The 26,953-nt window shown below is 67.1% G+C and carries 21 protein-coding genes and 2 pseudogenes; 14 read left to right on the forward strand and 9 right to left on the reverse strand.

The features are described 5' to 3' along the window. Window positions 1-59: 59 nt before the first annotated feature. Both QP165_RS00830 and QP165_RS00835 read right to left on the reverse strand, forming a co-directional pair. Window positions 60-3,059 (reverse strand): TonB-dependent receptor, encoded by a 3,000-nt coding sequence (locus tag QP165_RS00830; RefSeq protein ID WP_333993170.1) that lies wholly within the window; start codon window positions 3,057-3,059, stop codon window positions 60-62. Beyond that, on the reverse strand, window positions 3,056-4,138 hold the full coding sequence (locus tag QP165_RS00835) for a LacI family DNA-binding transcriptional regulator (RefSeq protein ID WP_333993171.1): 1,083 nt from the start codon (window positions 4,136-4,138) through the stop codon (window positions 3,056-3,058). The genes QP165_RS00830 and QP165_RS00835 overlap by 4 nt, the downstream gene beginning before the upstream one ends. 140 nt (window positions 4,139-4,278) lie before the next feature. On the opposite strand from QP165_RS00835, the gene QP165_RS00840 reads away from it, so the two are divergent. Further along, complete coding sequence (locus tag QP165_RS00840; protein WP_333993173.1) at window positions 4,279-6,567, forward strand: glycoside hydrolase family 3 N-terminal domain-containing protein; 2,289 nt, start codon at window positions 4,279-4,281, stop codon at window positions 6,565-6,567. Here the strand turns inward: QP165_RS00840 and QP165_RS00845 are convergent. Further along, on the reverse strand, window positions 6,554-7,879 hold the full coding sequence (locus QP165_RS00845; protein ID WP_333993175.1) for an MFS transporter: 1,326 nt from the start codon (window positions 7,877-7,879) through the stop codon (window positions 6,554-6,556). The genes QP165_RS00840 and QP165_RS00845 overlap by 14 nt on opposite strands. 236 nt (window positions 7,880-8,115) lie before the next feature. Between QP165_RS00845 and QP165_RS00850 the strand changes: the two genes are divergently transcribed. Continuing rightward, the gene (locus tag QP165_RS00850; protein WP_333996893.1) at window positions 8,116-9,849 is read left to right on the forward strand and encodes a DUF885 domain-containing protein; all 1,734 of its coding nucleotides are present in this window, start codon (window positions 8,116-8,118) and stop codon (window positions 9,847-9,849) included. Between the two features lie 36 nt (window positions 9,850-9,885). On the opposite strand, the gene QP165_RS00855 is transcribed toward QP165_RS00850, so the two are convergent. Further along, window positions 9,886-10,647: a FadR/GntR family transcriptional regulator gene (locus QP165_RS00855; RefSeq protein WP_056022610.1), complete on the reverse strand. Its 762-nt coding sequence runs from the start codon at window positions 10,645-10,647 to the stop codon at window positions 9,886-9,888. A gap of 177 nt (window positions 10,648-10,824) precedes the next feature. Then, window positions 10,825-11,487 carry a Fe2+-dependent dioxygenase gene (locus tag QP165_RS00860; RefSeq protein ID WP_333993178.1) on the reverse strand — a complete coding sequence of 221 codons (663 nt, stop codon included), beginning with the start codon at window positions 11,485-11,487 and terminating at the stop codon, window positions 10,825-10,827. Window positions 11,488-11,572: 85 nt separating this feature from the next. Between QP165_RS00860 and QP165_RS00865 the strand changes: the two genes are divergently transcribed. After that, complete coding sequence (locus QP165_RS00865) at window positions 11,573-11,899, forward strand: hypothetical protein (RefSeq protein ID WP_333993179.1); 327 nt, start codon at window positions 11,573-11,575, stop codon at window positions 11,897-11,899. A 147-nt stretch (window positions 11,900-12,046) separates the two neighbouring features. Here the strand turns inward: QP165_RS00865 and QP165_RS00870 are convergent, their stop codons facing one another. From QP165_RS00870 to madL, 3 genes are read right to left on the reverse strand one after another with little or no spacing between them, the layout of a single operon-like run. Beyond that, complete coding sequence (locus QP165_RS00870) at window positions 12,047-12,736, reverse strand: GntR family transcriptional regulator (RefSeq protein ID WP_333993180.1); 690 nt, start codon at window positions 12,734-12,736, stop codon at window positions 12,047-12,049. Further along, window positions 12,676-13,506: a malonate transporter subunit MadM gene (gene madM, locus QP165_RS00875; protein ID WP_333993181.1), complete on the reverse strand. Its 831-nt coding sequence runs from the start codon at window positions 13,504-13,506 to the stop codon at window positions 12,676-12,678. Before madM ends, QP165_RS00870 begins: the two co-directional genes overlap by 61 nt. A gap of 11 nt (window positions 13,507-13,517) precedes the next feature. After that, window positions 13,518-13,961 carry a malonate transporter subunit MadL gene (gene madL, locus QP165_RS00880; RefSeq protein WP_333993182.1) on the reverse strand — a complete coding sequence of 148 codons (444 nt, stop codon included), beginning with the start codon at window positions 13,959-13,961 and terminating at the stop codon, window positions 13,518-13,520. A 165-nt stretch (window positions 13,962-14,126) separates the two neighbouring features. Between madL and mdcA the strand changes: the two genes are divergently transcribed. The 7 genes from mdcA to QP165_RS00915 are packed head-to-tail and all read left to right on the forward strand — an operon-like array spanning window position 14,127 to window position 20,079. Beyond that, window positions 14,127-15,773: a malonate decarboxylase subunit alpha gene (gene mdcA, locus QP165_RS00885; RefSeq protein WP_333993184.1), complete on the forward strand. Its 1,647-nt coding sequence runs from the start codon at window positions 14,127-14,129 to the stop codon at window positions 15,771-15,773. Between the two features lie 10 nt (window positions 15,774-15,783). Further along, window positions 15,784-16,101, forward strand: coding sequence for a malonate decarboxylase acyl carrier protein (gene mdcC / locus QP165_RS00890; protein ID WP_333993186.1), 318 nt, complete (start codon window positions 15,784-15,786; stop codon window positions 16,099-16,101). After that, the gene (locus QP165_RS00895) at window positions 16,098-17,000 is read left to right on the forward strand and encodes a biotin-independent malonate decarboxylase subunit beta (protein WP_333993187.1); all 903 of its coding nucleotides are present in this window, start codon (window positions 16,098-16,100) and stop codon (window positions 16,998-17,000) included. The genes mdcC and QP165_RS00895 overlap by 4 nt, the downstream gene beginning before the upstream one ends. Continuing rightward, a complete protein-coding gene (locus QP165_RS00900) occupies window positions 16,987-17,703 on the forward strand; it encodes a biotin-independent malonate decarboxylase subunit gamma (RefSeq protein ID WP_333993188.1) in 717 nt (238 codons plus the stop codon). The genes QP165_RS00895 and QP165_RS00900 overlap by 14 nt, the downstream gene beginning before the upstream one ends. Continuing rightward, on the forward strand, window positions 17,703-18,332 hold the full coding sequence (mdcG, locus tag QP165_RS00905) for a malonate decarboxylase holo-[acyl-carrier-protein] synthase (protein WP_333993190.1): 630 nt from the start codon (window positions 17,703-17,705) through the stop codon (window positions 18,330-18,332). The genes QP165_RS00900 and mdcG overlap by 1 nt, the downstream gene beginning before the upstream one ends. After that, on the forward strand, window positions 18,329-19,174 hold the full coding sequence (gene mdcB, locus QP165_RS00910) for a triphosphoribosyl-dephospho-CoA synthase MdcB (RefSeq protein WP_333993192.1): 846 nt from the start codon (window positions 18,329-18,331) through the stop codon (window positions 19,172-19,174). The genes mdcG and mdcB overlap by 4 nt, the downstream gene beginning before the upstream one ends. Continuing rightward, window positions 19,171-20,079 (forward strand): ACP S-malonyltransferase, encoded by a 909-nt coding sequence (locus QP165_RS00915; RefSeq protein WP_333993193.1) that lies wholly within the window; start codon window positions 19,171-19,173, stop codon window positions 20,077-20,079. The genes mdcB and QP165_RS00915 overlap by 4 nt, the downstream gene beginning before the upstream one ends. Before the next feature lie 20 nt (window positions 20,080-20,099). On the opposite strand, the pseudogene QP165_RS00920 reads toward QP165_RS00915, so the two are convergent. Further along, a pseudogene (locus QP165_RS00920) lies at window positions 20,100-21,016 on the reverse strand (alpha/beta hydrolase). Between the two features lie 261 nt (window positions 21,017-21,277). Between QP165_RS00920 and QP165_RS00925 the strand changes: the two are divergent. The 4 genes and pseudogenes from QP165_RS00925 (at window position 21,278) to QP165_RS00940 (ending at window position 26,949) form a co-directional block, all read left to right on the forward strand. Next, window positions 21,278-22,270, forward strand: a complete 993-nt coding sequence (locus tag QP165_RS00925; protein ID WP_333993194.1) for an SDR family oxidoreductase — start codon at window positions 21,278-21,280, stop codon at window positions 22,268-22,270. A 46-nt stretch (window positions 22,271-22,316) separates the two neighbouring features. Next, window positions 22,317-23,666, forward strand: a complete 1,350-nt coding sequence (locus QP165_RS00930) for an ABC1 kinase family protein (protein WP_333993195.1) — start codon at window positions 22,317-22,319, stop codon at window positions 23,664-23,666. Window positions 23,667-23,798: 132 nt separating this feature from the next. Next, a pseudogene (locus QP165_RS00935) lies at window positions 23,799-26,158 on the forward strand (FdhF/YdeP family oxidoreductase). After that, window positions 26,155-26,949, forward strand: coding sequence for a formate/nitrite transporter family protein (locus tag QP165_RS00940; RefSeq protein ID WP_333993196.1), 795 nt, complete (start codon window positions 26,155-26,157; stop codon window positions 26,947-26,949). The pseudogene QP165_RS00935 and the gene QP165_RS00940 overlap by 4 nt, the downstream one beginning before the upstream one ends. Window positions 26,950-26,953: the final 4 nt, after the last annotated feature.

Consider the following 26,953-nt stretch of genomic DNA (forward strand, 5'->3'; position numbering starts at 1 on the left):
ACGCTCCTGTTACGCGGTACGGGACGAGGGCGGCGCCGGCAGGCGCCGCCCTCGTCGGATCAGAAGCGGTAGCCCAGACGGAACTGGACGCGGCGCGGCAGGGTGAGCGCGCTGCTGCCGGTCCGCGAATTGGCGGCTTCGAGCGGATCAGTGTTGCTGAAGAACCCGTCGAACCCGCTCGGGTTCTTGGTGTTGAACGCGTTCAGCAGGTCGACCGCGGCCTCGACCTGGTCGTTCGATCCGAACAGCTTGAACTTGTTCGCCAGCGTCAGGTTGACCTCGCAGAACGCAAAGACGCCGCCGATGCAGTTCTTCTCCGGATAGGCGGAGGTGAAGCGCAGCTGCCCGGTGTCAAACCCGTTCCGCGCGTCGGTGACCTGATAGGCCTGGCCGCTTCCGAGCGTGGTGAGCGTCGACAGCTGGAAGTTCAGCGGCAGATCGACGATCCCCGAGATGACGACGCGGTGGCGTTCGTCCCCCGCCCGGCGACGCCAGCCATAGGCATCGGGGGTGATCGCATCGAGGCTGAACAGATCGCCGCCATTCTGCTCCGACTCCGACACCGTATAGGCGATGTTCAGACCCCAGCCCGACGACTGGCTATAGTTCTTGTCGAGCGTGAAATAGAGCGCCTTGTAGCGGGTATCGAGCCCGTCGAGCCCGATGATGACGTTCGAATAGCCGTTGGCGAGCGCGGGGGCGGTATCGCAGCAATTGCCGAGCCCCGCATTCTGCCGGGTCGCAAACACATTGGTATAGCCGTTGCGACCACGCTGGTAGGAGGCGGTCACCGCCGCCTGGAACGCGCCGACGCGCTGCCGGACGCCGAAGCTCGCCTGATCGTTGACCGGCGGCCGCGCGTTGTTCTTCACCGCGAACAGCTCGGGGAGCCCCTGCGTCGAGCTTGCGGCAAGCGCCAGCAGGCCGTCGCGCGTCAGATAGGACGGGTCCCACTTCACCGTCGGCAGGTTCGAGCGCGGCGTCCCGTTCTGCGAGAAGCGGAAGACGCCGATCGGGTTGATCGTCCGCGACAGCTCGTCGACCGTGTTGTTGAAGTTGTTGCGGTCGTAATAACGGCCGAAGCCGCCGAAGATCACCGTCGACTGATCGTCCTTCACGTCCCAGGAAAAGCCCAGGCGCGGGGCGATCGCGCCGGTGAAGGGCTTACGGTTGTTGCCCGTCGAGATGTAATCCTCGGCCTTGAAATAGGAGGTCTGCGGCAGCGCGCGCAACGCCGCCACGCCCGCGGCGGGGGTGATATAGTCGTTGTTGACGCCGTTGGTCTCGTAATCCCACCGCACGCCGAGATTGAGCTGCAACCGCCCGGTCACGTCCCAGTCGTCCTGCAGATACAGCCCGACCTGCGTGTTCGACCCGAAGATCCGGCCATTGCCGAGGCCCAGTCGCGCTTCGGCTGGAAACGCGAAGCTCGTGTCGTCGCTCGTGTCGGCCGGCGTGCCCGCCTGGTCGATGCGGAAGGTATAGCGCGGCTCGACGAACGACATGTTGTTGAACTCGATGTCGGTGATCTCGACACGCGCGCCCGCCTTGATCGCGTGACCCTGAAGCCCCGTATAGGTCAGGTCGTCACGGATCGTGTAGCCCTGCTGGATCTCGCGACGCGTCGAATCGCGTCCGCCGAACACCAGCACCGAGTCGTAGTCGAAGGTCGGCAGGCCGGGATTGATCGAGGTCGGCCGGAACTGGTAATCGAGATAATTCAGATTGACCTCGTTGACGAAGCTGTCGCCCGAATAGGTCCATTTGAACAGGTAGGTGTCGACCTTGTTGCGCTTGTTCTCGGCATTCTCGAACGCCACGTTGCCACCAAAGCCCTGGATGTCGGTCTCGGTGCGACGGCTGAACGACAGGTCGAAGACCTGGCGATCATCCGGCGTCAGCGTCAGCTTGCCGAAGTAGAAGTCGCCGCGGAACGGGCTGACGAATGCGCCTTCGAAATCCGACAGGCGGCGCCCCGAAAACTGCTCGAACTGCGCGACCGCGGCATCCGACCCGGTGGTGTTGACGTTGAACGCGCGGTCCTGGTCGTTGCCCTCATAGGCCGCGAAGAAGAACAGCTTGTCCTTGATGATCGGGCCGCCGAGCGATGCGCCATATTGCTTGCGTTCGAACGCGGGCTTGGCGTTGCCGTCGCGGCGGTCGAGGAAGCTTTTCGCGCTCAGGCTGCGGTCGGTATACTGGCCGAAGACCTCGCCGTGCAGCTCGTTCGTGCCCGACTTGGTGACCGCGGTGATGATCGCCGCACCCGCCTGCTCGTACTCGGCCTTGTAGTTCTGCGTCAGGACGCGGAATTCCTGCACCGCGAGCTGGCCGAACGGGTTGCCGCGGCTGTTCTGCTGCCCGGCGACGCCGCCTTCGCGCAGCTTGTTCTTGAGGCTGACGCCGTCGATGAACACGTTGACCTGGCTCGCGGTCGACGCGCCCGAGCTGAAGCTCTTGTCGGTCTCGCTGTCGTTATAGCGCACGCCCGGTGCCAGCGCGGCGAAGGTCAGGAAGTTGCGGTCGGTCTGCGGCAGCGTGCGGATCTGTTCCTGGCTGACGTTGGTAGCGATTTCGCTGGTGCGCGTCTCGACCAGCCGGCCGCCGCGCACGACGATCTCGCCGCCGTCACCCGCGACCGGGGCCGCTGCTGCCACGTCGCCGGTGGCGCCGGGTGCGGCTGCCGTGGCACCACCCTCGGCCGCTGCCGGTGCGGCGGCGACGAGCGTCGCATCGAGGCTGGCGGACTGGCCGATCGCGACGACGATGACGCGCTCGAACCGCGCGCCGTCGGTCCCCGTGATCGTGATCCGATATTCGCCGGGGCGCAGACCGTTCAGGATATAGCGGCCGCTCGCGTCGCTGATCGCGCGATAGGTCTGGTTGGTGCCGGTGCTGACCGCCGCGACCGTCGCGCCGGACAGCGGCGCGCGATCCGCACCGCTGACCTGGCCGCGGATCGACGCGGTCGAGGTCTGCGCCGCTGCCGGAACGAGCGCGACGCCTGCGCTCGCGAGCATCGTGGCACCGGCCAAGGCCATCCTGAAATGTCGTGTCATGTCCTGTATTCCCCTGCGTTATGCCCCTTTTTGAGGCTTGGTTGAGCTGTGCTTTCCCGAATGACGAGCGACGGGACGATCATGTCGGTGCCCCGGTCGACGGCGCTTGATGGCGCGGCGGGGCCGCGGGGCTTCGCCGCGCTGCGCCGCCGTGCCTCTGCGGCGATCGCGGCGTCGAGGGACGCAACTGCGCGCTGCCCCATCGCCGCGATGTCGATCCGGACGGTAGTGAGTGAGGGCGAGACGAGCCTGGCCAGCGGGATGTCGTCGAAACCGGCCACGGCGATCTGGTCGGGGACGGCGATCCCCGCGCGCCGCAGCGTGACGATCGCACCCAGCGCCATCATGTCGTTCGCCGCAAAGATCGCATCGACGCTCGACGGATCCGCGAGCACCGTCGTGGCCGCGGCGATCCCTGCGTCCTGGAGAAAATTGCCCTCGATGATGCGGACCGGAAGCCCCGCACGCGCGGCGGCCTGCTCGACGCCCCGCCGCCGTTCGATCGCATCGATGTTCGTCGCCGGACCCGCGATATGGACGATCCGCCGACGCCCGGTCGCGACGAGGTGGTCGATCATCGCCTCCGCCCCCGACACGTTGTCGACGCGCATCGCGGTGTGGGGACCGGTGCGCAGCGCGCAGTTGAGCAGGACGGCGGGTATGCCTGCGGGCAACCGCGCGACCAGCTCGTCCGCGGCGATGTGCGGCGCCATGATCGCCAGCCCGTCGACGCGACCGCGCATCGCCTGCAGCGCCTCCCTCCCGCGACCCGGGCGGTCGTTCATCACCGTCAGCAGCAGGTGGAGACCGCGTGTCGCGGCTTCCTCGTCCATCCCGCGCAACAGTTCTGAAAAGAACTCGCCGTGGAGGTCGGGCAACACCACGCCGATCGCACCCGACCGCGAAAGGCTGAGATTGCGTGCGCCGGCATGCGGGACATAGCCGAGCTGGCGTGCGGCCTCCTCGACCTTGAGGCGCATCGCGTCGCGAATATTGGCATGCCCGTTGAGCACGCGCGACACCGACGCCACCGACACTTCGGCAACGCGAGCGACATCGCGGATCGTGGCGTGCGGCATTCCCTTCCTTCATCCTCTCGACGGCGATCTGCGTCGCATCGCGGGTCTGGGATCGTCTATAAGACCTTGATGTAACCGGTTACAATAACCTAGGGCTTGCCACGCAAAATATTTCAAAGACGTGGTTTTGGAGAGGCTTCATGGACGATCGGCACATTTCAAGACGCGCGCTGGTACTCGGTGGAACGATGGCCGCGGCCTGGGCCTCTTCGCCGCTTCAGGCGCTTGCGGCCGGCACGGCGGCCACCGCACTGCCGCCGAAGATCGAGGCGCTGATCGCGCGCATGACGGTCGAGGAGAAGGCGGGGCAGCTGACGATCATGGCCGCGGCCTGGGCGGGGGGCAGCGCGACGGCGCTCAATCCGGCCGGCGCCGCTGCAAGCTTTGACGGGCAGCTCGCGGACGTCAGGGCGGGGCGTCTCGCAGGCGTCTTCAACGGCAACGGCGCAGCGATGGCGCAGCGTATGCAGACGACTGCGATGCGCGAGTCGCGACTGAAGATCCCGCTGATCTTCGCCGCCGACATCATCCACGGCTTCCGCACGGTATTCCCCGTGCCACTGGCCGAGGCGGGCAGTTTCGACCCCGACCTCGCGCGGCGAACGGCGCGTGCGGCGGGTGCGGAGGCGGCGGCCGCGGGGATCGACTGGACGTTCGCGCCGATGGTCGACATCGCGCGCGATCAGCGCTGGGGCCGCGGCGTCGAGGGCGCCGGAGAGGACGTGTATCTGGGCCGCATGATGGCGAGGGCGCGTGTCGAGGGATTCCAGGGGACGCGCGGGCTTGCCGCGGCCGATGCGGTGGCTGCCTGCGCCAAGCATTTCGCAGCCTATGGCGCGGGCGAGGCCGGGCTCGATTACAACAGCGTCGACATATCCGAGCGGACGTTGCGCGACGTGTATTTTCCGCCATTCCAGGCGGCGCTGGCGGCGGGGGTGCCGACCGTGATGGCGGCGTTCAACGAGATCTCCGGGGTCCCCGCGACCGCGAACGACTGGTTGCTCACGCAGGTGCTGCGCCGCGAATGGGGATTCGGCGGGCTCGTCGTCTCGGATTACACGGGCGACGAGGAACTGATCGCGCACGGCTTTGCCGCCGACGCGCGCGAGGCGACGCGGCTGGCGTTCCTCGCCGGCGTCGACATGAGCATGCAGTCGGGCTTCTATATCAAGCATCTTCCCGATCTGGTCGGCACCGGTGAGGTCCCGATGGCGCGGCTCGACCAGGCGGTGCGGCGCGTCCTCGCGCTCAAGGTCTCGCTCGGCCTGTTCGACGACCCGTTCCGGCGTATCGATCCGCGCCGGGAAAAGACCCAGGTGCGGACGCGAAAGACGCTCGCGCTCGCCCGCGAGGCGGGGTCGCGGTCGATCGTGATGCTCAAGAACGCAGGGGATCTCCTCCCGCTACCCCGGTCGGGCAAGCGCGTCGCGCTGATCGGACCGTTCGCGCAAGGACGTCACGACCTGATCGGACCGTGGAACGTCTACGGCACCGACGCCGACGCGGTCGATCTCGCGACCGGCGTGCGCGAGATCGTCGCCGATCCCCGCGCGGTGACCGTCGTCGACGGGTCGGGTATCGAAGCCGCGCTGCCCGGCGGCATTGCCGCGGCGGTCGCGGCGGCAAACGCGGCCGATGTCGCCATCCTCGCGGTCGGTGAAAGCCAGCGCATGTCGGGCGAAGCGCAGAGCCGGTCGGACATCGTCATCCCGGCGGCGCAGTTGCAGCTGGTCGAGGCGGTGGTGGCGACGGGCAAGCCGGTCGTCGTGCTGCTCTCGACGGGCCGCGGGCTGGCATTGTCGGGCGCGGTGCTCGAAGCGTCGAGCCTGCTGGTGACGTGGTTCCTCGGATCGGAGGCCGGACGCTCGATCGCCGATGTCCTGTTCGGGGTCGTCGCGCCCTCCGCACGGCTTCCGGTCAGCTTTCCGCACGCCACCGGACAGCAGCCCTATCACTATGCGCACAAGAGCACGGGCCGCCCCAACGGTCCGGGGCCGCTTGCCGAATACAAGGCGCATTACCGTGAATTTGCCAATGATGCTGCGTTTCCGTTCGGGCACGGCCTGACGTTCGGCAAGATCAGCTATTCGAACCTGGATACGGGGGGCGGGCGGCTGACCGCCGAGGCCGGGCTGACGCTGTCCGCGACGGTCACGAACAGCGGCCGCCGCGCCGCCGACGAGGTCGTCCAGCTCTACATCCAGGACGTCGTCGCAAGCGTCACGCAGCCCGTCCGCGCGCTCAAGGGCTTCCGCCGGATCGCGCTCAAGCCCGGCGAGGCGCGCGTCGTGACGTTCACGCTCACGCGCAGCGACCTGCTGTTCATCGGCCGTGATCTCATCGCGACGGTCGAGCCTGGTCAGTTCCGTGTCTGGATCGCGCCGTCCGCGCAGGCGGAAGGCATCGCGGGAACGATTACGCTGGTCTGACCGCCGGCGCAGTGTCGCGCCGTGACCCGAGCGTCGCGAGCGTATCGCGGCGCAACGGGTGCGCCGCGATCGCCAGCGCCGAGGCGAGGATCAGGATGCCGGGCCCGGCGAGCATCAGCCAGCGGATCGAAGCGATCGTGCCCGCGGTCTGCGTCACGCCCGCGTTGAAGCCGTTCGAGGCGTAGACCGCGCCGATCGCCATGCCCGCGCCTGCGAGCGCGGCTTTCTGAAGGAAGGCGAACGCACCGAAGGCGAGCGCCTCGACTTTGGGCTGCCCCTGGATTTCCCCCCAGTCGAGGCTGTCCGGCAGCAACGACCATGCCGTCAGGTTGATGCCGGCAAACGCGATCGCGGCGAGGATGATCGGCACCACCGTAGACAGCGTCGGGTCCGCCGTCGTGTGTCCGAGCACGAAGGCCGCGGCGAGGCTTGCCAGCGCGAGCGCGGTCGCCGCAAGCCATGCGGCGCGTGCGCCGATGCGCGTGGCCAGCGCGGTCCAGAGCGGCAGTGCCAGCGCGCTCGCGACGCCCATTGCCGCCAGCGCCTGCGCGCCGCGGCCTGGATCGTGCGCGACGTAGCGGAAATAATAGGGGACCGACTGGACCAGCAGCGCCGCCGCTGCACCGCCTGCCGCCGCGGCGATGTTGAGCAGCATGAACGCGCGGTTCCGGAGCAGCGCGGCAAGCTTTGGTCCTTCGGCGCGGCGCGTCTGCTGCGCGGGCCGGCGGGGTTCGGGTACCCGCCACGCCATCAGCAGCAGGATCGGTGTCGCCAGGCCCGCGAGTATCGCGGCGGCGCGCGGATAGCCGAGGACCGGCGACGATGCGGTGAGGCGGGCGAGCGCCGGGAGGCCCATTGCGACCGCGGCGGCGGCGGCGGCGCCAAACGTCATCCGCAGTCCCGTCAGCATCGTCCGCGTCGCACTGTGCGCGCTTAGCCGCCCTGTCCACGCGGCATAAGGGACGTTGGTTGCGGCGTAGAAGGACCGGAACAGGACCTGCGCGGCGATCAGTCCCCCCACGGACGTCATGCCCCCCCAGAACGCCCAGACGAAACCCATGCCCAGCGGCACCGTCAGCCACCCTATCATCCGCGCGTACGACACCCCAGTGCGCTCGGCAAAGATGCCCGTCAGCAGATCCGCAACCCCGTCCCAGAGCGCGCCGACCATGAACACCAGCCCCGCAGTGGCAGGCGGCAGCGCCAGCACGTCGATGTAGAAGAACAGCAGGTAGAGGTTGATGCTCTGCCAATAGAGATTGAACGCGAAATCGCCCGAGGCGAACAGCAGGATCGAACGACGGGCTATCATCGCTCCTCGCAAGGCTCATGTCGACACAGGCGCATCGCGCGTCCTTAGGCACGATCGCATCGCAACGCGAGACAGCGCGCGCTCCGCGCCGCGCCATCCTCCACCGCAAAAACGCCGTCTCCCGTTGCACCGCGCGCTTGGATACGCATACCCTCGGGAAAGCGGGTCGGCGGGGCTTTTGCATTGGGTAATGAACATCGCTCGGTTGAGCTGGAAGGGTTGGGGACATGACGAGGATGCATGCGACGCTGGGGTTTGTCCTCGCATTGACCATCGCGCCGGGGGCGGAGGGGGCAACGACTGCGAGCGCGGCGGACCGACAGCTCAAGGCGCTGTACGATGCCGAATGGCAGTGGCGGCAAAAGGAGTTTGCCGAACTCACGGACGGGCTCGAGACCAAGGCCGACGATCATCTGCCCGCGGTGACCGCGGCGGACTGGGCCCGGCGCAAGGCATATTGGCAGGACGTGCTCGCGAAGATCGCCCGGATTCCTGCGGCTGGTTATTCGGACGAGGAGCGGCTGAATGCGGCTGTGCTGACCGAAACGCTGCGCGCCGATATCGCGAACATCGCGTATCGGACGTACGAAGCGCCGCTCAACAGCGACTCCGCGTTCTGGAGTTCGGTCAAACCCTATTCGCCTTTGCAGACCGCCACCGAATATCGCCGCTATATCGCGCGGCTGCGGGACGTGCCGCGCTGGTTTGCCGAGAACACGCTCAACATGCAGGCCGGGCTGAAGCGCGGGTACACGCCGCCGCGGGTTACGCTCGCTGGCCGCGATACGACGATCGCCGCGTTCGCCGTGACCGGGCCGGAGAACCCGCTCTACGATCCGTTCGAGACGATGCCGGCCTCGATCCCCGTGCCCGAACAGATCGCGCTGCGCGCCGAGGCGGCGCGGGCGATCGACGCGCAGGCGGCACCGGCCTATGCCCGATTGCTCGACTTCTTCCGCAAGGTCTATTTGCCCGGTGCGCGCGAGACGCTCGCCGCATCGGCGCTGCCCGACGGCAAGGCCTTTTATGAAAGCCAGGTTCGCGAATATACCACGCTCGACCTGACGCCTGCGGCAATCCACGCGATCGGCCTGAAAGAGGTCGCCCGGATCGATGCCGATATGAAGGCGACGATCGCGCAGACCGGATACACGGGCAGCTTTGCCGACTTCCTGGCCTTTCTCAGGAGCGATCCGCAATTCTATGCACGGACCCCCGACGAGCTGCTCGGCCTCTCCTCCTATGTCGCCAAGCGGATGGATGGACGGCTGAAGGATGTCTTCACGGTCCTGCCGCGCTATCGGTTCACCATCCAGCCTGTGCCCGATGCGATCGCCCCGCTCTACACGTCGGGCCGGGGCGGGCTGAGCGGCTGTCTGATGAATACCTACGACCTGAAGTCGCGGCCGCTCTACAATATCGTCGCGCTCACGCTGCATGAATGCGTGCCCGGGCACAGTCACCAGGCGGCGATGGCGCTCGAGGCGCCCGATCGCCCCGCCTTCCGTCGCGCGACATATTTCTCGGGCTATGGCGAGGGGTGGGGGCTGTATGCCGAATGGCTGGGCACCAAGCTCGGCATGTACCGGACGCCGTATGAGGAATTCGGACGCGAGACGTTCGAGATGTGGCGTGCGTGCCGGTTGGTGATCGATACGGGCCTCCATAGCCAGGGCTGGACCCGGCAGCAGGCGATCGATTATCTCGCCAGCCATACCGCGCTCGCCAAGCTCGATGTCGAGATCGAGGTGGACCGGTATATCAGCTGGCCTGGACAGGCGTTGGCCTACAAGCTTGGCGAAATGAAGATGCGCGCGCTTCGGACGACCGCGGAGCGCGAGCTTGGCCCGAGGTTCGATCAGCGTCGGTTCCACGACCGGCTGCTCGGGCTGGGGTCCGTGCCGCTTCCGGCGATGGAGCGCGAGATGCTCGCCTGGATCGCTCGGGAGAAAGCGACGCCGCCTCTCTGAAGGGGCCGGCCGACCGGCGAGCGATCCGGTAGTGGATCAGACCGAGCGACGGGCGAGCGCGCGTCGGCGCTGCGTCGTTGCGGCGCGGGCGCGCTCGACAGCCTCGGTCTCGGTCACGTCGAGCAGATGATCGATCACGCGTGCAAGGTGATCGCGCATCGCCAGTCGCGCATCGACCGGTGACCGCGCCTCGAGCGCGGTCAGGATCCGGCCATGTTCCTCCATCCGGTTCTCGATCCCGAGACTGCCCGCCTTGAGCAGGACTTCCCGCGCAAGCGGCGACCGATAGCGCAGATCCCAGAAATCGGTGACGGCGGAGATGATGACTGCGTTGCCGGTCGCTTCGGCGATGGCGATATGAAACCGCCGGTCGGCGTCTTCGGCGGCAGTGACGTCTTCCTGTTCCATCTCGGTCAGCATCTTGCGAAGTTCGGCGAGCTGCGGTTCGGTGATCTCGGTCGCGGCGACGGCGGCGACCTCGCCCTCGAGCAGACGGCGCGCTTCAGTGATCTCGAACGCGCCGATGTCGAGTTCCTGGTCGGCGTTCGCGGTGGACGCGGCGAGGACGAACACGCCGGATCCCTTGCGCGCCTCGACCATGCCCTTCATTTCCAGCGCGATCATCGCCTCGCGGATCGTGGGCCGGCTCACCTGGAACCGTTCGGTCAGATCGCGTTCCGCCGGTAACCGCGATCCGACCGGATAGGCGCCGTCCTCGATGTCGGCGATGATTGCCTTGACGATCCGCCGATACAGCTTTCCTCCGCCGTCGGTCGTCACGGCCGTGCTATCGTTCATGTTGGCCACCCGAAGCTTCGATCATGCCTGTCCTAGTTCGCGCAACGCGCGCCGTCGTCAACCCCGGCATCGCCGCAGCCCGGTTCGACTGTGCCCTTCGCCAGCGTGCAAACGCCGGCGATGTCACGAACGCGTTGTCGATGCGTCGAAATCGCGCGGCCGGAGCGCCTGACGGTATCAGTCCTCGGCCCAGCGCCGCAGCAGGTTCGATTGCGTTTTTGCGAGCAGGTCGAGTTCTGGCGTCTTGCCGAGGCGCTCGAACAGCGCATGCCGCGCGGTTTCGAGGTCGAACAGCATTTCACGCTTGGCGGCATCGCGGACGAGGCTGCGGACCCACGTCACCGCGGCAAGCCGTTCGCCTTTCGTGACCGGTGCGACGCGGTGCAGGAAAGTGGTCGGATACACGACCGCGTCGCCGGCCGCGAGCTTGACGTCCTGCTCGCCGGCTGCGGACTCGATAACGAGTTCACCGCCGTCATAGTCTTCGGGATCGGACAGGAAGACGGTGACGGACAGGTCCGTGCGCATGCCGCCCATGATCGCGTCGTCGACATGGCTGCCATACGCCATCCCGGGTTCGTACCGGCTGAAGAGCGGCGGACGAACGAGATGAGGCCGTGCCGCCATCCGGAACAGCTGGTGATCGAGCAGTCGGTCCGTCACGAGATCCTGCATCCGTGCGAGCAGCGGATCGGCGCGATCGACCTGATCGTTGCGCTTGACGAGACGTGCTTCACGCCCTGCGGTCTGACGCCCATCGACATAGCGAACTTGCGCAAGGTTATCCCGGAGCCACTGAACATTCTCGGCATCCAGAACGTTTGCGATCATGATCAACATCTGGAACCCTTTCGCTGCGGCATGATGCCGGGCACGAGGCTCTAGCCAAGCAGGCGCGGGAATGCGCGCCGGAAATGGTAAGTATATGCGTACGAAATTATGGGTCGGCGTCGGTGCGTTCGTCGTGGCGCAGTCCGGGCAGGCCGTCATCGCCCATGCCGCTTCGCCATCATCGGCCGTCGCCGATCAGGTTGCGGGCCGGTCCGGGGAGGGCGGCGAGAACGAGCGCGGCGAAGGTGAGGGGGAGGGCGAAGGACGACGCCCCGTCGCACGCTCGAGCAAGGCGCGTCAGATCGTTCGCAATCCCCGTCGCACCCAGGCCGCGCGGCAACACGCTGGCCAGCGCGGCGAGGGCGAGTATGAGGGCGGCGAAAACGAACGTGGCGAAGGTGAGGGTGAGGGCGAGCGCTGATCGCGCTAGCCTGAGCGTCAGAGCCGTACTGCTGAAGGAAAACGTCGTGCTCCTGCGCAGCGACGTTTTGCAGTTGCGCCGAGCATGCTGATCCTCTGGGAAACGGCCGCAAAGCCTGCGGCGCGCCCAACTTAAACTGCGCCCGAGCTAGGTCGTGGCGCCGGTGTGCGCGCGATCCTGATGCGCGATGTAGCTGTCGAGCGCGCTGGCGGCGTTGAGCATGTGCGCGCGCATGCGGCGACCGGCCTCCTCGCCATTGCCCTCGGCGATCGCCCGCATCACCGCATCGTGTTCCGCGCGCGAACTGGCGAGGCGGCGATCCTGTCGCAGCTGCATCCGGCGGAACGCATTGAGGCGCGTGCGGACCGCGATCGCCTGGTCGGCGAGGAAGTCGTTATGCGCGGCGCGGTAGATGGCTTCGTGGAAGTCGCGGTTCAGCGCATCATACGCGTCGACGTCGTCCTGCTCGACCGCGGCCTGGCTCGCCTCGTGGATGCGGAGCAGGCGGCTGCGTTCAAGCGGGGTGATGCGGTAGGTCGCGAGGCGGACGCACACCGCCTCCAGCTCCGCCATCGTCTCGAACATATCCATCACCTCGTCGGCGGTGACGTGGCGGACGATCACGCCGCGGCGCGGGCGGACCTCGACCATGCCGCTGGTCGCCAGCTGGCGCAGCGCCTCGCGGACCGGGGTGCGCGACGCGCCGTAGCGATCCGCGAGCTGCTGCTCGTCGAGCGTGGTGCCGGGCGCCAGCTCGCCCGACGAGATCGCGTCGGTCAGCGCATTGCGGATCCGGTCGGACAGCAGCCCTGTGTCTTCGGTGTCGATATCCGCCACGTGCCCTCAGCCCCCACGACCGCGCGGACGATCAGGTACAGGATCGACGGCGCCACCAGACACCCTAGCCCGGTATGGAAGGTCGCGGTCAAGGCACCATAAGGGACGAGCCGGCGGTCGGTCGCGGCAAGTCCGCCCGATACGCCGCTGACCGTGCCCATCAGCCCGCCGAACACCATCGCGCTGCGCGGGTTGTTGAGCCCGATCAGCCCTGCGACCAGCGGCGTGCCGACCATCACCATCACCGCCTTGAACACGCCGGTCGCGATCGACAGCGCGATCACGGGCGAGCTCGCCCCGATTGCCGCGCCCGTGACGGGCCCGACGATGTAGGTCACCGCGCCTGCGCCGATCGTCGTCATCGACACGGCGTCGGTATAGCCGAACGACGCCGCGACCAGCGCGCCGACGATGAACGGCAGGATCGTGCCGAGCAGCAACGCGACGACGCCGATCAGCCCCGCCTTCTTGGCCTGTTCGACATCGACCTCGCACGCGGTCGCGACGATCGCGAAGTCGCGCAGCATCGCGCCGCCCATCAGCCCGATCCCCGCGAGCATCGGCAGGTCGGCGAGCCCCTTGTGGCCGCCGGTCGCGATCCCGCCCCAGAAGGCGAGTGCGAGGCCGATCAGGATCGCGATCGCCGAGCCGTGGACCCGGCCCATCGTCAGCTTGGCGGACAGGATGTTCGACAGCCACATGACGATGCCAACGACCGCGAACGCGGTGAGCAGCGCATTGGCGGTGAGGACCTTGGTGATCATTTCCATGCGTTCGGTCCTTAGCGCGGGGTGATCGGGGCGGGGGATCCGGCGGCGATCGCCATCTCGGCTTCACGCTTCTCGCGCGCCTCGATCTCGTCCATCGTCTCGGGCGTGCCCGACAGCCGGCTGATGATCGCGACCGCGCTGAAACACAGCAGCAGCGCGCCGATGCCCGCGATCAGGACGATCGGACCGCCCTCGACCGCGGCGACGACGTCCTGCTGCGCCGCCATCGCGACGACGATCGGGATATAGAGCGCGCCCCAGAAGCCGATCCCGCGCGACACGCCTTCGTTGTAGCGGCCGCGCGTCTTCAGCCACATCCGTGCGGCGATCAGCAGGATCATCGCGATGCCGACCCCGCCGACATTGGCCTTCACGCCGAGCAGCACGCCAAGGCCTTCGCCGAGCAATTGCCCTATCAATGTACAGATCGCGAGCAGCGCGACTCCGGCAATCATGCGCCGCGTCCCGCATATGGGGCGGCAACTTGTAGGGACTCGCTCATGGCATATCCTCTCAATGTATTCGATCTAGCGTCTTATACCTCTTTAAGTATGCACAGGGTTGCGTTTCGAGCAATAGGGAATACAAGAGCAGTGGAATAAGCGTCAGGAGACGATGCGGTGCGGCAATGGAATACGCGCAAGCAGATGCGCGAGGAGCGGATCGCGGCGGGCCGGGGCTTCGCCACCGGCAAGCTGGTCGATCCCGAAACGCTCGTCGACTTTCTCGAGGCGGTGCTGAGACCGGGCGACCGGGTCTGTCTCGAGGGCGACAACCAGAAACAGGCGGACGTCCTGGCCAAGGGGCTCGCCGCGATGGACCCGGCGCGGGTCCACGATCTGCACATGGTGCAATCGGGCGTCGTGCTGCCCGAGCATCTCGACATATTCGACAGCGGCATCGCGAAGCGGCTCGACTTTTCCTACTCGGGCCCGCAATCGGCGCGGATTGCCAAGATGCTGTTCGGCGGCAAGATCGAGCTTGGCGCGATCCACACCTATCTCGAACTGTTCGCGCGTTATTTCGTCGATCTGACGCCGCAGGTCGCGCTGATCGCCGCGGTCAGCGCGGATCGTCACGGTAATCTCTACACCGGCCCCAATACCGAGGACACGCCGACCGTGGTCGAGGCGACGAGCTTCGGCAGCGGCCTCGTCATCGCGCAGGTCGGCGAAATCGTCGATACGCTGCCGCGCGTCGACATCCCCGGCGACCAGGTGCATTTCGTGCTCGACGCAGGGCGTCCCTTCTATGTCGAGCCGCTGTTCACGCGCGATCCCGCGGCGATGACCGAGACGCAAATCCTGACCGCGATGATGGCGATCAAGGGGCTGTATCAGCCGTACGGCGTGCGCCGGTTGAACCACGGCATCGGCTTCAACACCGCGGCGATCGAGCTGCTGCTGCCGACCTATGGCGAGAAGCTCGGGCTGAAGGGCAAGATCTGCACGCACTGGGCGCTCAACCCGCACCCGACGCTGATCCCCGCGATCGAGGCGGGGTGGGTCGAGCAGGTGCACTGCTTCGGGTCGGAAGTCGGCATGGAGGATTATCTCGCCGCGCGGCCGGACATCTTCTTTACTGGGCCCGACGGCTCGCTGCGCTCGAACCGCGCGTTCAGCCAGACCGCGGGGCTGTATGCCTGCGACATGTTCATCGGCTCGACGTTGCAGATCGACCTTGCCGGGCACAGCTCGACGATCACCGCGAACCGGATCGCGGGCTTTGGCGGCGCGCCCAACATGGGGTCGGACGCGCGTGGTCGGCGGCATCCGAGCGCCCCGTGGTTGCAGGCCGGCGCGGAAGCCGATCCGGACACCGCGGCGCCGCTGCGGCGCGGACGCAAGCTCGTGGTGCAGATCGGCGAGACGTTCGGCGAGGGCAATGCGCCACTGTTCGTCGAAAAGCTCGGCGCGCTCGAACTCGCGGAAAAGCTCGATCTCGATCTCGCGCCGATCATGGTCTATGCCGACGACACGACGCACATCGTGACCGAAGAGGGCATCGCCAACCTACTGCTGTGCCGCGATGCGGACGAGCGCGAACAGGCGATCCGCGGCGTGGCTGGCTTTACCGAGATCGGCCGTGGCCGTGACAGGGCGATGGTCGAGCGGCTGCGCGAGCGGAAGATCATCCAGCGGCCCGAGGATCTCGGCATCGATACACTCGATGCGAACCGGAACATGCTCGCCGCCCGATCGATCAAGGACCTCATGCTCGCCTCGGGTGGGCTCTACCGGCCGCCGAGCCGGTTCCGGAACTGGTAGGAGACGACGCATGGAAATTCTCCATTTCGATATCGCGGCCCCGGTACCGGCGACCGGCACGCGCGCGATGGCGCTGGTCGGCGTGGTCGCGTCGGGCAATCTCGAGGTGCTGGTCGAACGCGGCGACGCCGCCGATCGGTGCACGATCGAGATCAGCACCGCGGCGCACGGCTTCCGTGATCTGTGGGACGCGGTGGTCGCCGATTTCGTCGGCCGGCGCGCGGCGGGGGGCTTGCGGATCGCGATCAACGACGGCGGCGCGCGGCCGGACACCGTGTCGTTTCGGCTGGCGCAGGCCGTTCGGCTGATCGAGGAGTCCGAGGCATGAGCAACCTGCGTCAAAGCTGGTACGAAGCCGGCGCGCGCGAGCGGATCGCCGCTTTGGTCGATCCGCGCAGCTTCGCCGAATTCGTCGGGCCCGAGTGCCGCGAGACCAGCCCGCATCTGGGCATCTTCGATTTGCCCGCGCAGTTCGATGACGGCATCGTCGTCGGCAGCGGGTCGATCGACCGCACGCCCGTGCTCGTCGCCGCGCAGGAGGGCCGCTTCATGGGCGGCGCGTTCGGCGAGGTGCACGGTGCCAAGCTCACCGGGCTGCTCCGCGCCGCCAAGGCACTGGCACGCGACGTGGTCATCGCGTTCGACACCGGCGGCGTGCGCTTGCAGGAGGCCAACGCCGGCGAGATCGCGATCGCGGAGATCATGCGCGCTATCGTCGAGGCGCGGCTGGACGGCGTTCGCGTCGTCGGGCTGATCGGCGGGCGCGCGGGCTGCTATGGCGGCGGCGGGCTGATCGCCGGCTGTTGCTCGACGCTGATCGTGTCCGAGCAGGGCCGGATCAGCGTGACCGGGCCCGAGGTGATCGAGACCAACAAGGGCGTCGAGGAATTCGACTCGCGCGACCGCGCGCTGGTGTGGCGGACGATGGGCGGCAAGCACCGCACGCTGATCGGCGGCGCGGACGTGTTCGTCGACGACGACGCGGCTGCGTTCCGCGCTGCGGCGACGGCGGCGCTCGCGCGACCGGCGAAGCTCGACGCCGCCGCGCTGGCAGCGGAACAGGCGCGGCTCGAACGCCGGATCGAACGGTTCGGCGATCTGGGCGATGCGACCGACATCTGGCACGCGCTCGGCGTCGACGATCCGAACGTGATCCCCGACATGCCCGCAGACACGTTCGCGACCCTAGCCGCCCAATACCGGGAGAGCGCCGATGACGCCCGCTGAGATCCTCGATACGCTCTTTCCCGCAGGGCATGACGTCGCGACCGAAGGCGATCTTCTGTTCGGCCGCGCAAAGTTCGGCGACGGCATCGTCCATGTCGTCGGCGCGACCGGCCGCGCACCGATCGGGATCGACCAGGCGATCCGGCTGTCCGCCGCGGTGCTGGACATCGCGTCGACCGACGACGCCGCGCCGATCCTGTTCCTCGTCGACAGCGCCAGCCAGCGGATGAGCCGGCGCGACGAACTGCTCGGTCTGAGCGAATATCTCGCGCACCTCGCCAAGTCGTTGCTGCTGGCGGAGGCGCAGGGGCATCGCACGATCGGGCTGCTCTATGGCGGCAGTGCGGCGGGCGCGTTCATCGCGACTGCGCTGGCGTGCGGCACGCTGGTCGCGCTGCCCGGCGCGCATCCGGAAGTCATGGACCTCGCCTCGATGGCGCGCGTGACGAAGCTGCCGCTCGATGTGCTCGAGGCAAAGGCCGCGGCGACGCCGGTCTTTGCGCCGGGGCTCGACAATATCGTCAAGGTCGGCGGCATTGCGGAGACCTGGGACCCGGCCAACGGTCTTGCGGACCAGTTGGCGATGATACTTGATCATCCGCCCGCCAAGGAGGACGAACGCGGCGCGCGTGGTGCCGCGCGATGCGGGCGGCCAGTGTCCGCCCGCATCGCGTCTGCTGTCGTCGCGGCGGCGCAGGGGTAATGCGGTTCGACCGGCACCACATCGTCCGGCTCGACCCGGAACGCTGGCCAGAAGTCCTGGCGGGGCACGCCGAGGCGCGTCGGATGCCGATGGTGGTCGAGTGGGTGAGTGCAGGGCGCCCGCTGATCGTCCGGCGGCCGCTGTTCGAGGATGTGCGCGACCATGTGCCGCTTGGCCTCCCGCTGCCGCCGTCACACGGCAAGCAGCGGCTTTCGTTCATTGTCCCGTCGGACGCCTTGCTGTCGATCGAGCCGCCACCTTTGCTCGCCGATGCGCGTATCGCAGCACCCGATGGCTGGCAGGACGCTATCGACGCGGTCGTTGCGCTCGATCCTGCGACGCGGTGTTTCGGCGGCCTCGCTTGGGCATATCTGACCGGGCTGTCCTACCTGACTGCCACTTCGGACCTCGATCTGCTGTGGCGCGTGCACTGTGCAGGCGATGTCGAGCGGCTGTTACCCGCGTTGGCCGCGATCGCCGCTGCGGCGCCGATGCGGATCGACGGCGAAATGGTCGCGCCTGCCGGACTGGCGATCCAGTGGCAGGAATGGCGCGGCGACGCCGCCGACCTGCTGGCCAAGACGGCCGATGGCAATCGGCTGGTACGCCGTGACGCGGTGTTTGCATGACGGCGTTGCGACGTCTCGCGGCGTCAGGCGATGCCGAATTGCTGGCCTCGCTCGCAACCCTAAGTCTCAAGACAGAGGTGGCGACCTATCCGAAGCCCGGCCTTGTCAGTCCCGTCGATACCGGCGCGCATGACGATATGGACGCGCCGTTGATGAACCGGAGCGCGGACGCCCTCGAGCCCTATTTCGCGACCTTGGCGGGTGCGGGCGCAGACGGTGCGGACATGAGCCGCCTTCGCGCGATCGGCATCGAGGCGGAGGCGGCGATGATGGTTGCGACGCGCGGCGTGAATACGCACCGGGGTGCCATCTTCGGGATGGGGTTGCTGTGCGCGGCGGCAGGATTTCGAGCGCGGTATCACGTGGCGGCGTCGCTTGGCGCGATCGTCAGGAACCGGTGGGGTGCCGCGATCGGGCGCGGCCCGACGCAGCCACACAGCCACGGCAGCGAGGTCGCCCGCCGCCATTCGACCGGCGGCGCGCGCGCGGAAGCCGCGGCCGGCTTCCCATCGCTTTATCATCTGGCGATACCCGCGCTCGTCCAGGGACGGAGCCTGGCGCGCCTGCACGCGCAGACCTGGCCGCATGCGGCGCAGGTTCACGCGTTGATGGTGCTCATAGCGGACGTCGCGGACACCAATCTCCTCTATCGCGGCGGCGCCGAGGGGCTGGCGTACGCGCAGGCCGAGGCACGGGCATTTCTCGAGGGCGGGAGCATTGCGACCATAGGGTGGCATGACCGCGCGGTAGCGCTCCACGAGCGCTTCACCGCGCGTCGACTCAGCCCGGGCGGCTGCGCCGATCTTCTCGCGATGGCGATGTTCGTCGAGCGTCTGACGTGACGCTCGCGCTGCTGTGTTCGGGGCAGGGGCGGCAGGATCCGGCGATGTTCGATCTGTTCGCCGATGCGCCCGCCGCGGGGGCGATCCTCGCCGAGGCCAGTCGCTTGCTCGGGGAGGATGTCCGGTCGGTATTGCGCACGAGCGATGATGCGGCGTGGCATGCCAACCGGACGAGCCAGATCCTGTGCGTCGCGCGCGGTCTGGCAGCCGCTGTCTGCCTCGCATCCAGCGCGTCGCTGATCGTGAGTGGGTACAGCGTCGGCGAAATGACGGCCTGGGGCGTCGCGGGGCTCTGGTCGCCCGAACAGACATTGCGGCTGACGGCGCTGCGGGCCGAGATCATGGACGCCGCGGGCGGTCCCGATGACGGACTCGGGTTCGTCCGCGGACTGCCGATCGATGCCGTCACGCGAATAACCGCGCAATTCGGCTGCGCGATCGCGATCGTCAATCCCGGCGAGATGTTCGTCATTGGCGGCATCCGCGACGACGTCGTGCGCTGCTGCGAGGCCGCGCTCGCGTCAGGCGCGACCAGCGCGCGGCCGATTGCGGTTCATGTCGCATCACACACGCGACGCCTGTCGGCGGCGGTCCCGACGTTTCGCGACGCGCTGCTGACCGCGGATATGGCAAGACCGGCCCCGGGACGGACGCTGCTCAGCACGACGGGCCCGACCATCGTGCGGGGACGGCAAGGCATCGAGGGGCTTGCAGCGCAGATCGACACGACGATCGACTGGGCGGCGACGCTCGAAGCGCTGATCGAGCGCGGCGTCGACCGGATGCTCGAACTCGGGCCCGGCACCGCGCTGGCCGACATGGTGCGCGCGACCTATCCGATGGTCGATGTCCGCGCGGTCGACGACTTTCGCACCTGCGCGGGAATCGCTTCCTGGATCGGATGAACCGCGGCGTCGGCCGCGCCCTACGACACGGGCTTCATCCATCCATGCATCGTCATCCAGCGGGTGAACGCGTCGAACCATCCGGTGCTCGTGGTGGATTTCGGATACATGCCAAATCCGTGTCCCCCCTGTTCGTACAAATGAAACTCGACGGGGCGCTTCGCTGCATGCCAGGCATCGATCAACCCAAAGCCGGCGTTGCCGAAAAACGGATCGTCCGCCGCGAGTGCCACGAACATCGGCGGTGCATCGCCGGGCACCGGCATGGCGGAGAGCGGGCCGTAGACGTTGCCGATAAACGCGGGCTTCGCATCCTCGCCGACCAGCGTGGTCGCCATCGTCAGCATCGCGCCCGCCGAGAATCCGACCATGCCGACTCGCGCCGGATCGACGTGCCATTCCCCGGCACGCTTGCGGACCAGGCTGAACGCGGCGCGGGCATCCGCGATCTGCGGTTTCAGACCCGCCATCATGGTGGCAGGGTCGGGTCGCGGGGGGCGTGCGCCGGGGGCGAACATCGCGCGCATCGATTGCTCGAATCCGGGCATATCGACGGGTGTCGGGTTGAGCCGGTATTTGAGGACGAACGCGGCAACGCCGCGCGCCGCCAGTGCTTTCGCGACATCCCAGCCTTCGTTCTCCATCGACAGCGTCCGGAACCCCCGCCGGGTGCCACGATGACGGCGGTACCCGTCGCCTTTGCAGGGTCGGGCAGGAACGGCGTCAGCGTGGCGACGGTGACGTTGCGCGCGAAGACGCTGCCATATTGGCTATGCCAGGCCTCGGGGGCGTTCGTGCCAGCGAGCTTGCCGGTATCCAGGATGATCGCGGTCGGCTGATCGGGGACGGGCAACGGGGTCATCGCGTCGGCTGAGACCGACGTCGCGGACTGCGCCAGCGCCGGTGCTGCAGCAAGCAGGGGGACGAGCGCGGTCATCGTCAGGCGCCAGGCGATCTTCCGACGGATGCCGTGTACAATTCTCATCGCGCTCTCCCATTTTTGTTATGGGGGCGAACGTATCGATAGCGCTATCATCGGACAATCCCCGAATTCGTACCAGTATTGCTCGCGCGCGGGCCGGCCGCGGCGGGATGATGCGCGTTATCCTTTGCGCACATTCTCGAATTAGCGCGCAGAATCGGGAACGTAAGCAGCGACCGGCCTTTGGTGTCCATGACAGACCAGCGGGAGCTCCTCATGACCGATACCAATCGCCGTACATTCGTGACGGGCGCAGCGCTCGTCGCGGGCGCAGCCGCAGCCGGCGCGAACTCCGCGTCCGCACAGGCGGGCGGCGGCGTACAGGCCGCGACCGCGCCAGCTGCTGCCGCCTACCCGAAACCGCCGTTCGCGGTGCAGCGTCAGCCCTGGCCGGGGCTCGCATCGAAGATGTCGCCGCGGCCCGATCATGGCGAGACGAGCTACAAGGGGTCGGGGCGGCTGACTGGCAAGAAGGCGCTGATAACCGGCGGCGATAGCGGTATCGGCCGCGCTGCGGCGATCGCCTATGCGCGCGAGGGCGCCGACGTCGCGATCAACTATCTGCCTGCCGAGGAGCCCGACGCGCGCGAAGTCGTCGCGTTGATCCGCGCGGCGGGGCGCAAGGCGGTCGCGATCCCCGGCGACCTGCGGGACGAGAAATTCTGTCGCCGGCTGGTGCAACAGGCGGCGGATCAACTCGGCGGGCTCGACATCCTCGTGAACAACGCGGCGCGGCAGCAGACGAGGCCCGGCATTGCGGACATCACCAGCCAGGACTTCGACGATACGATGAAGACCAACGTCTATGCGCCATTCTGGCTGACCAAGGCGGCGCTCGAGCGCATGACCGCGGGCGCGGTGATCGTGAACACCTCGTCGGAGCAGGCCGGTTCACCGTCAAAGGACATCATCGATTATGCAATGACGCGGGCCGCCGTGCTGAATTTCACCAAGGGCATGGCCAAGCAGCTCGCCGAGCGGGGCATTCGGGTCAATGCTGTCGCTCCGGGGCCGTTCTGGACCCCGTTGCAGGTCAGCGGCGGCGCGACGCCGGAAAAACAGCGCACCTTTGGCGAAACCTCGCCGCTCGGGCGCCCCGGTCAGCCCGCCGAGATTGCCGGGCTGTATGTAGCGGCGGCCGATCCGTCGTTGAGCTATTCGACCGGCCAGATCTTCGGGTCGACCGGCGGCAACGAACAGCCCGCCTGATCCGATCGTCGACACGTTATTCGGGGCCATCCCGATCAAGGAGACTATGAGCAACGACGATTTCGATGGCGCGCGCGACCCGGCGCGCGCCGGTTCAGGGCGATCCGTCCCCAAGGGGCGCCTGTCGCGGCTCGGTGTATTCGGGCGGATGGCAGGCGGCGTCGCGGGCGGTGTCGTCAGCGAGGGCGCGCGCCGGTTGGCGAGCGGGAAGCGGCCGCGCATGGCGGATCTGCTGATGACCCCCGCCAATGCGGTGCGCGTCGCTGACCAGCTGGCGCATCTGCGTGGCGCGGCGATGAAATTGGGGCAGATGGTGTCGATGGACGCGGGCGACATGCTCCCGCCCGAACTGGCTGCGATCTTGGCGCGGCTGCGCGACAATGCGCACCATATGCCGCCGCCGCAGCTCGACCGCGTCCTCGCCGCCGAATGGGGGCGCGACTGGCGGCGGCGCTTCGCGCACTTCCAGGCACACCCGATCGCCGCGGCGTCGATCGGTCAGGTTCACCGCGCCAAACTGCCCGATGGGCGGGTGCTGGCGATCAAGGTCCAGTATCCGGGGGTAAAGGAGAGCATCGACGCCGATGTCGACAATGTCGCGACATTGTTGCGGGTTTCGGGCCTGCTGCCCAAGGGCCTCGATATCTCCGCACTGCTTGCTGACGCGAAGCGGCAGCTGCACGACGAGGCGGATTACGAGCGCGAAGGCGCCATGCTCGAACGCTATCGCGGGCTGGTGGGCGACGATCCCACGCTGATCGTGCCCAAGCTCGAGCCGGCCCTGTCGACATCGCGCGTTCTCGCGATGGACTATATCGAGTGCGTGCCGATCGAGACGCTTGATAGCGAGCCGCAGGATGTCCGCGACCGGACGGTGGCGCGGCTGATTGCGCTGACCTTGCGCGAACTGCTCGACTGGCGGTTGATGCAGACCGATCCCAATTTCGCGAATTATCGCTGGCAGCCCGAGACGGGACGGATCGTGCTGCTCGATTTCGGCGCGGCGCGCACGGTGCCCGCCGTTGTCGCCGACGGGTATCGGCGCCTCCTGGCCGCCGGGCTGGCCGGTGACCGCGATGCGGTGCGCGACGCGGCTGTCGCGGCCGGGTTCTTGGGCGAGAATGCGGTCACTGCGCATCGACCGGCGATCGACCGGATGATCGACGTGATCCTTCAGGAGATGAACCGGACCGGTGCGTTCGACTTCGGTGATCGCGGGTTTGTATACGTGTTGCGGGACGAAGGCACGACCGTCGCGCGCGACCGGGCAAGCTGGCATATTCCCTCTGCGGACATGCTTCTGGTCCAGCGCAAGATCAGCGGTACCGCGCTGCTCGCCGCGCGGCTGAAGGCGCGTGTGGATGTCCGATCGATGGTGTCGGCCTATCTTCCCTGACCTAGTAAGGCGATCACCGGACGCGATAATCCCGCTTTGGCGACCATAGCCTAGGCAGCTAATAGCATCACCAATGGTTCAATGCGTATGAACGGCGATATTCGCGTCGCGCAAAGAGAGTTGGAGACTGGTATGCGTAACAAACGCCCTGACGGGATCGAGGATTACAAGGGCGCCGCCGGCGGTTGGGGAGCCCTGCGTGCGGTCGCGGCGTCGCTGAAGGCGCAGCAGATCGTCGTCCGTGGCGGCCAGACGCTGCTGAAATCGAACCAGCCCGACGGGTTCGACTGCCCGAGTTGTGCATGGCCCGACCCGAAGCACACGTCGTCGTTCGAGTTTTGCGAAAACGGTGCGAAGGCCGTCGCGTGGGAATCCACGGCGAAACTGATCGGTGCGGATTTCTTTGCCGAGCACAGCGTTTCGGACATCTGGAAACAGAGCGATCACTGGATCGAGTCGCAGGGACGCGTCACCGAACCGTTGCGCTACAATGCGGCGACCGACCATTATGAGGTCGTGACGTGGGATGAGGCGATTGCCGGCATCGGCGCGGGCCTCGCCGCGGTGCCCGATCCGAACCAGGCGGAATTCTACACCTCGGGTCGCTGCTCGAACGAGGCGGCGTTCCTGTACCAGCTGTTCGTGCGGCTGTACGGGACGAACAACTTTCCCGACTGTTCGAACATGTGTCACGAGGCGACGTCGGTCGGTCTTCCGAAGTCGATCGGGATCGGCAAGGGGACCGTCAGCCTCGAGGATTTCGATCATGCCGATCTGATCCTCTCGATCGGTCATAACCCGGGGACGAACCATCCGCGGATGATGGCGACGCTGCGCGAGGTATCGCGCCGCGGCGGCAAGATCATCGTCTTCAATCCGTTGAAGGAACGCTCGCTCGAGCGGTTCGAGTCGCCACAGTCGGTGGTCGAGATGGCGACCGGCACCTCGACCCAGATCGCCAGCAGCTATCTCCAGGTCAAGGTCGGCGGCGATGCCGCGGCGCTGAAGGGCATTGCCAAGGCACTTGTCGCGCTCGACGACGCGGCGCGCAGTTCGGGCGGCGAGCCGGCGCTCGACCATGCGTTCATCGCCGAACATACCGCGGGGCTCGATGCGTACATCGCCGATCTGGCGGCGGCCGACTGGAGGGACATCGAACAGGCGAGCGGTCTGTCACGTGCCGATCTTGAAGACGTTGCGCGGATCTACGCGACCTCGAAGGCGACGATCGCGTGCTACGGCATGGGAATCACGCAGCATCGCACGGGTACCAGCAACGTACAGCAGCTCGCCAACCTGCTGCTGCTGCGCGGCAATATGGGCCGGCCGGGCGCGGGGATCTGCCCGCTGCGGGGCCACAGCAACGTTCAGGGCGACCGTACGGTCGGCATCACCGAGCGGCCGATGCCGCTGTTGCTGGACCGGATGCGCGACGTGTTCGATTTCGAACCACCCCGCGCGCATGGTCATTCGGTGGTCGAAAGCATCGCCGCGATGCGCGACGGCAAGGCCAAGGCGATCGTCTGCCTCGGCGGCAACCTCGCGATCGCCTCGTCCGATCCGCAGGCCTGCGCGGAAGGCTTTCGCAACCTGGATCTCGCCGCGCACATCACGACCAAGCTGAACCGGACGATGCTGTTGATGGCGAAGGACACGTATATCCTGCCATGCCTCGGGCGCACCGAACTCGACACGCAGGCGAGCGGGCCGCAGTCGGTCACCGTCGAGGATTCGATGTCGATGGTGCACGCGTCGCGCGGCTTCCTGATGCCGCCGGGCGAGAATGTGAAGTCGGAGATCTGGATCGTCGCCGAGATCGCCAAGGCGACGCTGAAGGGCAAGGGCGGGATCGACTGGGACGGCTACGCCGCGAATTACGATCTGATCCGCGACAAGATCGAGGCGGTGTTCCCCGATTTTGCCAACTATAACGAGCGCATTCGCCAGCCGGGCGGGTTCCATCTTCCCAACTTCGCTGCGCTGCGGATATGGAAGACGGAGAGCGGAAAGGCGAACTTCATCGTCGCCGAGGAGTCCAGAAGGACGAGACGGCGAACGAGCCGAACGTCCTGCGCCTGACCACGCTCCGTGCGCACGACCAGTACAACACGACGATCTATAGTCTGGACGATCGCTATCGCGGCGTGTTCGGCCGTCGCGACGTGTTGTTCATGAACGAGCGCGACATGGCCCGACTGGGCTATGCCGAGGGCGACGTGGTGGACGTCGCGACTGCGCTGCAATTTGCGGCGCCGGACCGCGTCGTTCAGAAGCTGACGCTGGTCCGCTATGCACTGCCCGACGGGTGTATCGCGTCCTATTACCCCGAGACGCAGCCGCTGATCGCGCTCGAGGATCACGATCCGCAGAGCTTCACGCCGTCCTACAAATCGGTGCCGGTGGTGGTCCGGCCGGCTGAAGCAGACATGGGCGTCGAGCGCGGCATCGTCCGGGAAGGCGTGGTGGGGCAGCAGGAACGCGTACCGGCATGAGTGCGGGCTATACGCCGCTGATTGAAACCTATGCCGAAACCGCTGCCGCCAAGATGGCGGCATTGCGTCGATCGCCAGGCGGGTTCTTCGTCGGGGCGATGCTGGCGGGAACGTATATCGGTATCGCGATGATCCTTGCACTGAGCGCCGCCGCGGGGCTCGATGCAGGGATCAGACCGCTCGTGATGGGTGCGACGTTCGGCGTCGGGCTCGTGCTGACGGTTTTCGCCGGCGCCGAACTCTTCACGGGTTATGTCATGTATCTCGGGTTCGGGCTTGCGCGCCGGACGATCACCGCAGGCGAGGCGATCACGCTCGTGGTCGTGGTGTGGATCGGCAATCTCGTCGGCGGCATCGTGCTCGCGGCGATCTTCGTCGCCTGCGGGGACGGGCCCGTGTTCGATCACGCCGACACGATGTTCAGCGCGTTCGTCGCGCACAAGGTCGACGCCGACGCGGGCGCGCTGTTTGCGCGTGCCGTGCTCTGCAACTGGCTCGTGTGTCTGGCGATCTGGACGTCGGCGCGGATGAAGGGGGATGCCGCGAAGTGCATCGGCATGGCCTGGATCCTGCTGGCGTTCGTCGCGCCCGGTTTCGAGCATTCGGTCGCGAACATGACCGCACTGACGCTGGGGCTGATGATGCCCGACCCGTCGATCGCCCTTGGCGGGGCATTGCGCAACCTGGCCATCGTCAGCGTTGGCAACATCGTCGGTGCGCTGGTGTTTGTCGTTGCGGCGTATATGGCGATCGCACGAACCGAAGAGGCGCCGTCGACGGACCGCGGCTGAGACG

The organism is Sphingomonas sp. 22R3R2A-7 (genome assembly GCF_036856055.1).
GTDB lineage: Bacteria > Pseudomonadota > Alphaproteobacteria > Sphingomonadales > Sphingomonadaceae > Sphingomonas.

Excerpts from the sequence above, each read along its gene's own strand:
- QP165_RS00900 (WP_333993188.1), top strand. The coding sequence starts at position 16,987 with ATGACGCCCGCTGAGATCCTCGATACGCTCTTTCCCGCAGGGCATGAC.
- madM (WP_333993181.1), bottom strand. The coding sequence starts at position 13,506 with ATGGAAATGATCACCAAGGTCCTCACCGCCAATGCGCTGCTCACCGCG.
- QP165_RS00840 (WP_333993173.1), top strand. The coding sequence starts at position 4,279 with ATGGACGATCGGCACATTTCAAGACGCGCGCTGGTACTCGGTGGAACG.
- mdcG (WP_333993190.1), top strand. The coding sequence starts at position 17,703 with ATGCGGTTCGACCGGCACCACATCGTCCGGCTCGACCCGGAACGCTGG.
- QP165_RS00850 (WP_333996893.1), top strand. The coding sequence starts at position 8,116 with ATGCATGCGACGCTGGGGTTTGTCCTCGCATTGACCATCGCGCCGGGG.
- QP165_RS00835 (WP_333993171.1), bottom strand. The coding sequence starts at position 4,138 with ATGCCGCACGCCACGATCCGCGATGTCGCTCGCGTTGCCGAAGTGTCG.
- QP165_RS00925 (WP_333993194.1), top strand. The coding sequence starts at position 21,278 with ATGACCGATACCAATCGCCGTACATTCGTGACGGGCGCAGCGCTCGTC.
- QP165_RS00865 (WP_333993179.1), top strand. The coding sequence starts at position 11,573 with ATGCGTACGAAATTATGGGTCGGCGTCGGTGCGTTCGTCGTGGCGCAG.
- QP165_RS00830 (WP_333993170.1), bottom strand. The coding sequence starts at position 3,059 with ATGACACGACATTTCAGGATGGCCTTGGCCGGTGCCACGATGCTCGCG.
- mdcB (WP_333993192.1), top strand. The coding sequence starts at position 18,329 with ATGACGGCGTTGCGACGTCTCGCGGCGTCAGGCGATGCCGAATTGCTG.
- QP165_RS00855 (WP_056022610.1), bottom strand. The coding sequence starts at position 10,647 with ATGAACGATAGCACGGCCGTGACGACCGACGGCGGAGGAAAGCTGTAT.
- QP165_RS00940 (WP_333993196.1), top strand. The coding sequence starts at position 26,155 with ATGAGTGCGGGCTATACGCCGCTGATTGAAACCTATGCCGAAACCGCT.
- QP165_RS00845 (WP_333993175.1), bottom strand. The coding sequence starts at position 7,879 with ATGATAGCCCGTCGTTCGATCCTGCTGTTCGCCTCGGGCGATTTCGCG.
- QP165_RS00895 (WP_333993187.1), top strand. The coding sequence starts at position 16,098 with ATGAGCAACCTGCGTCAAAGCTGGTACGAAGCCGGCGCGCGCGAGCGG.
- mdcC (WP_333993186.1), top strand. The coding sequence starts at position 15,784 with ATGGAAATTCTCCATTTCGATATCGCGGCCCCGGTACCGGCGACCGGC.
- QP165_RS00860 (WP_333993178.1), bottom strand. The coding sequence starts at position 11,487 with ATGTTGATCATGATCGCAAACGTTCTGGATGCCGAGAATGTTCAGTGG.
- madL (WP_333993182.1), bottom strand. The coding sequence starts at position 13,961 with ATGATTGCCGGAGTCGCGCTGCTCGCGATCTGTACATTGATAGGGCAA.
- QP165_RS00930 (WP_333993195.1), top strand. The coding sequence starts at position 22,317 with ATGAGCAACGACGATTTCGATGGCGCGCGCGACCCGGCGCGCGCCGGT.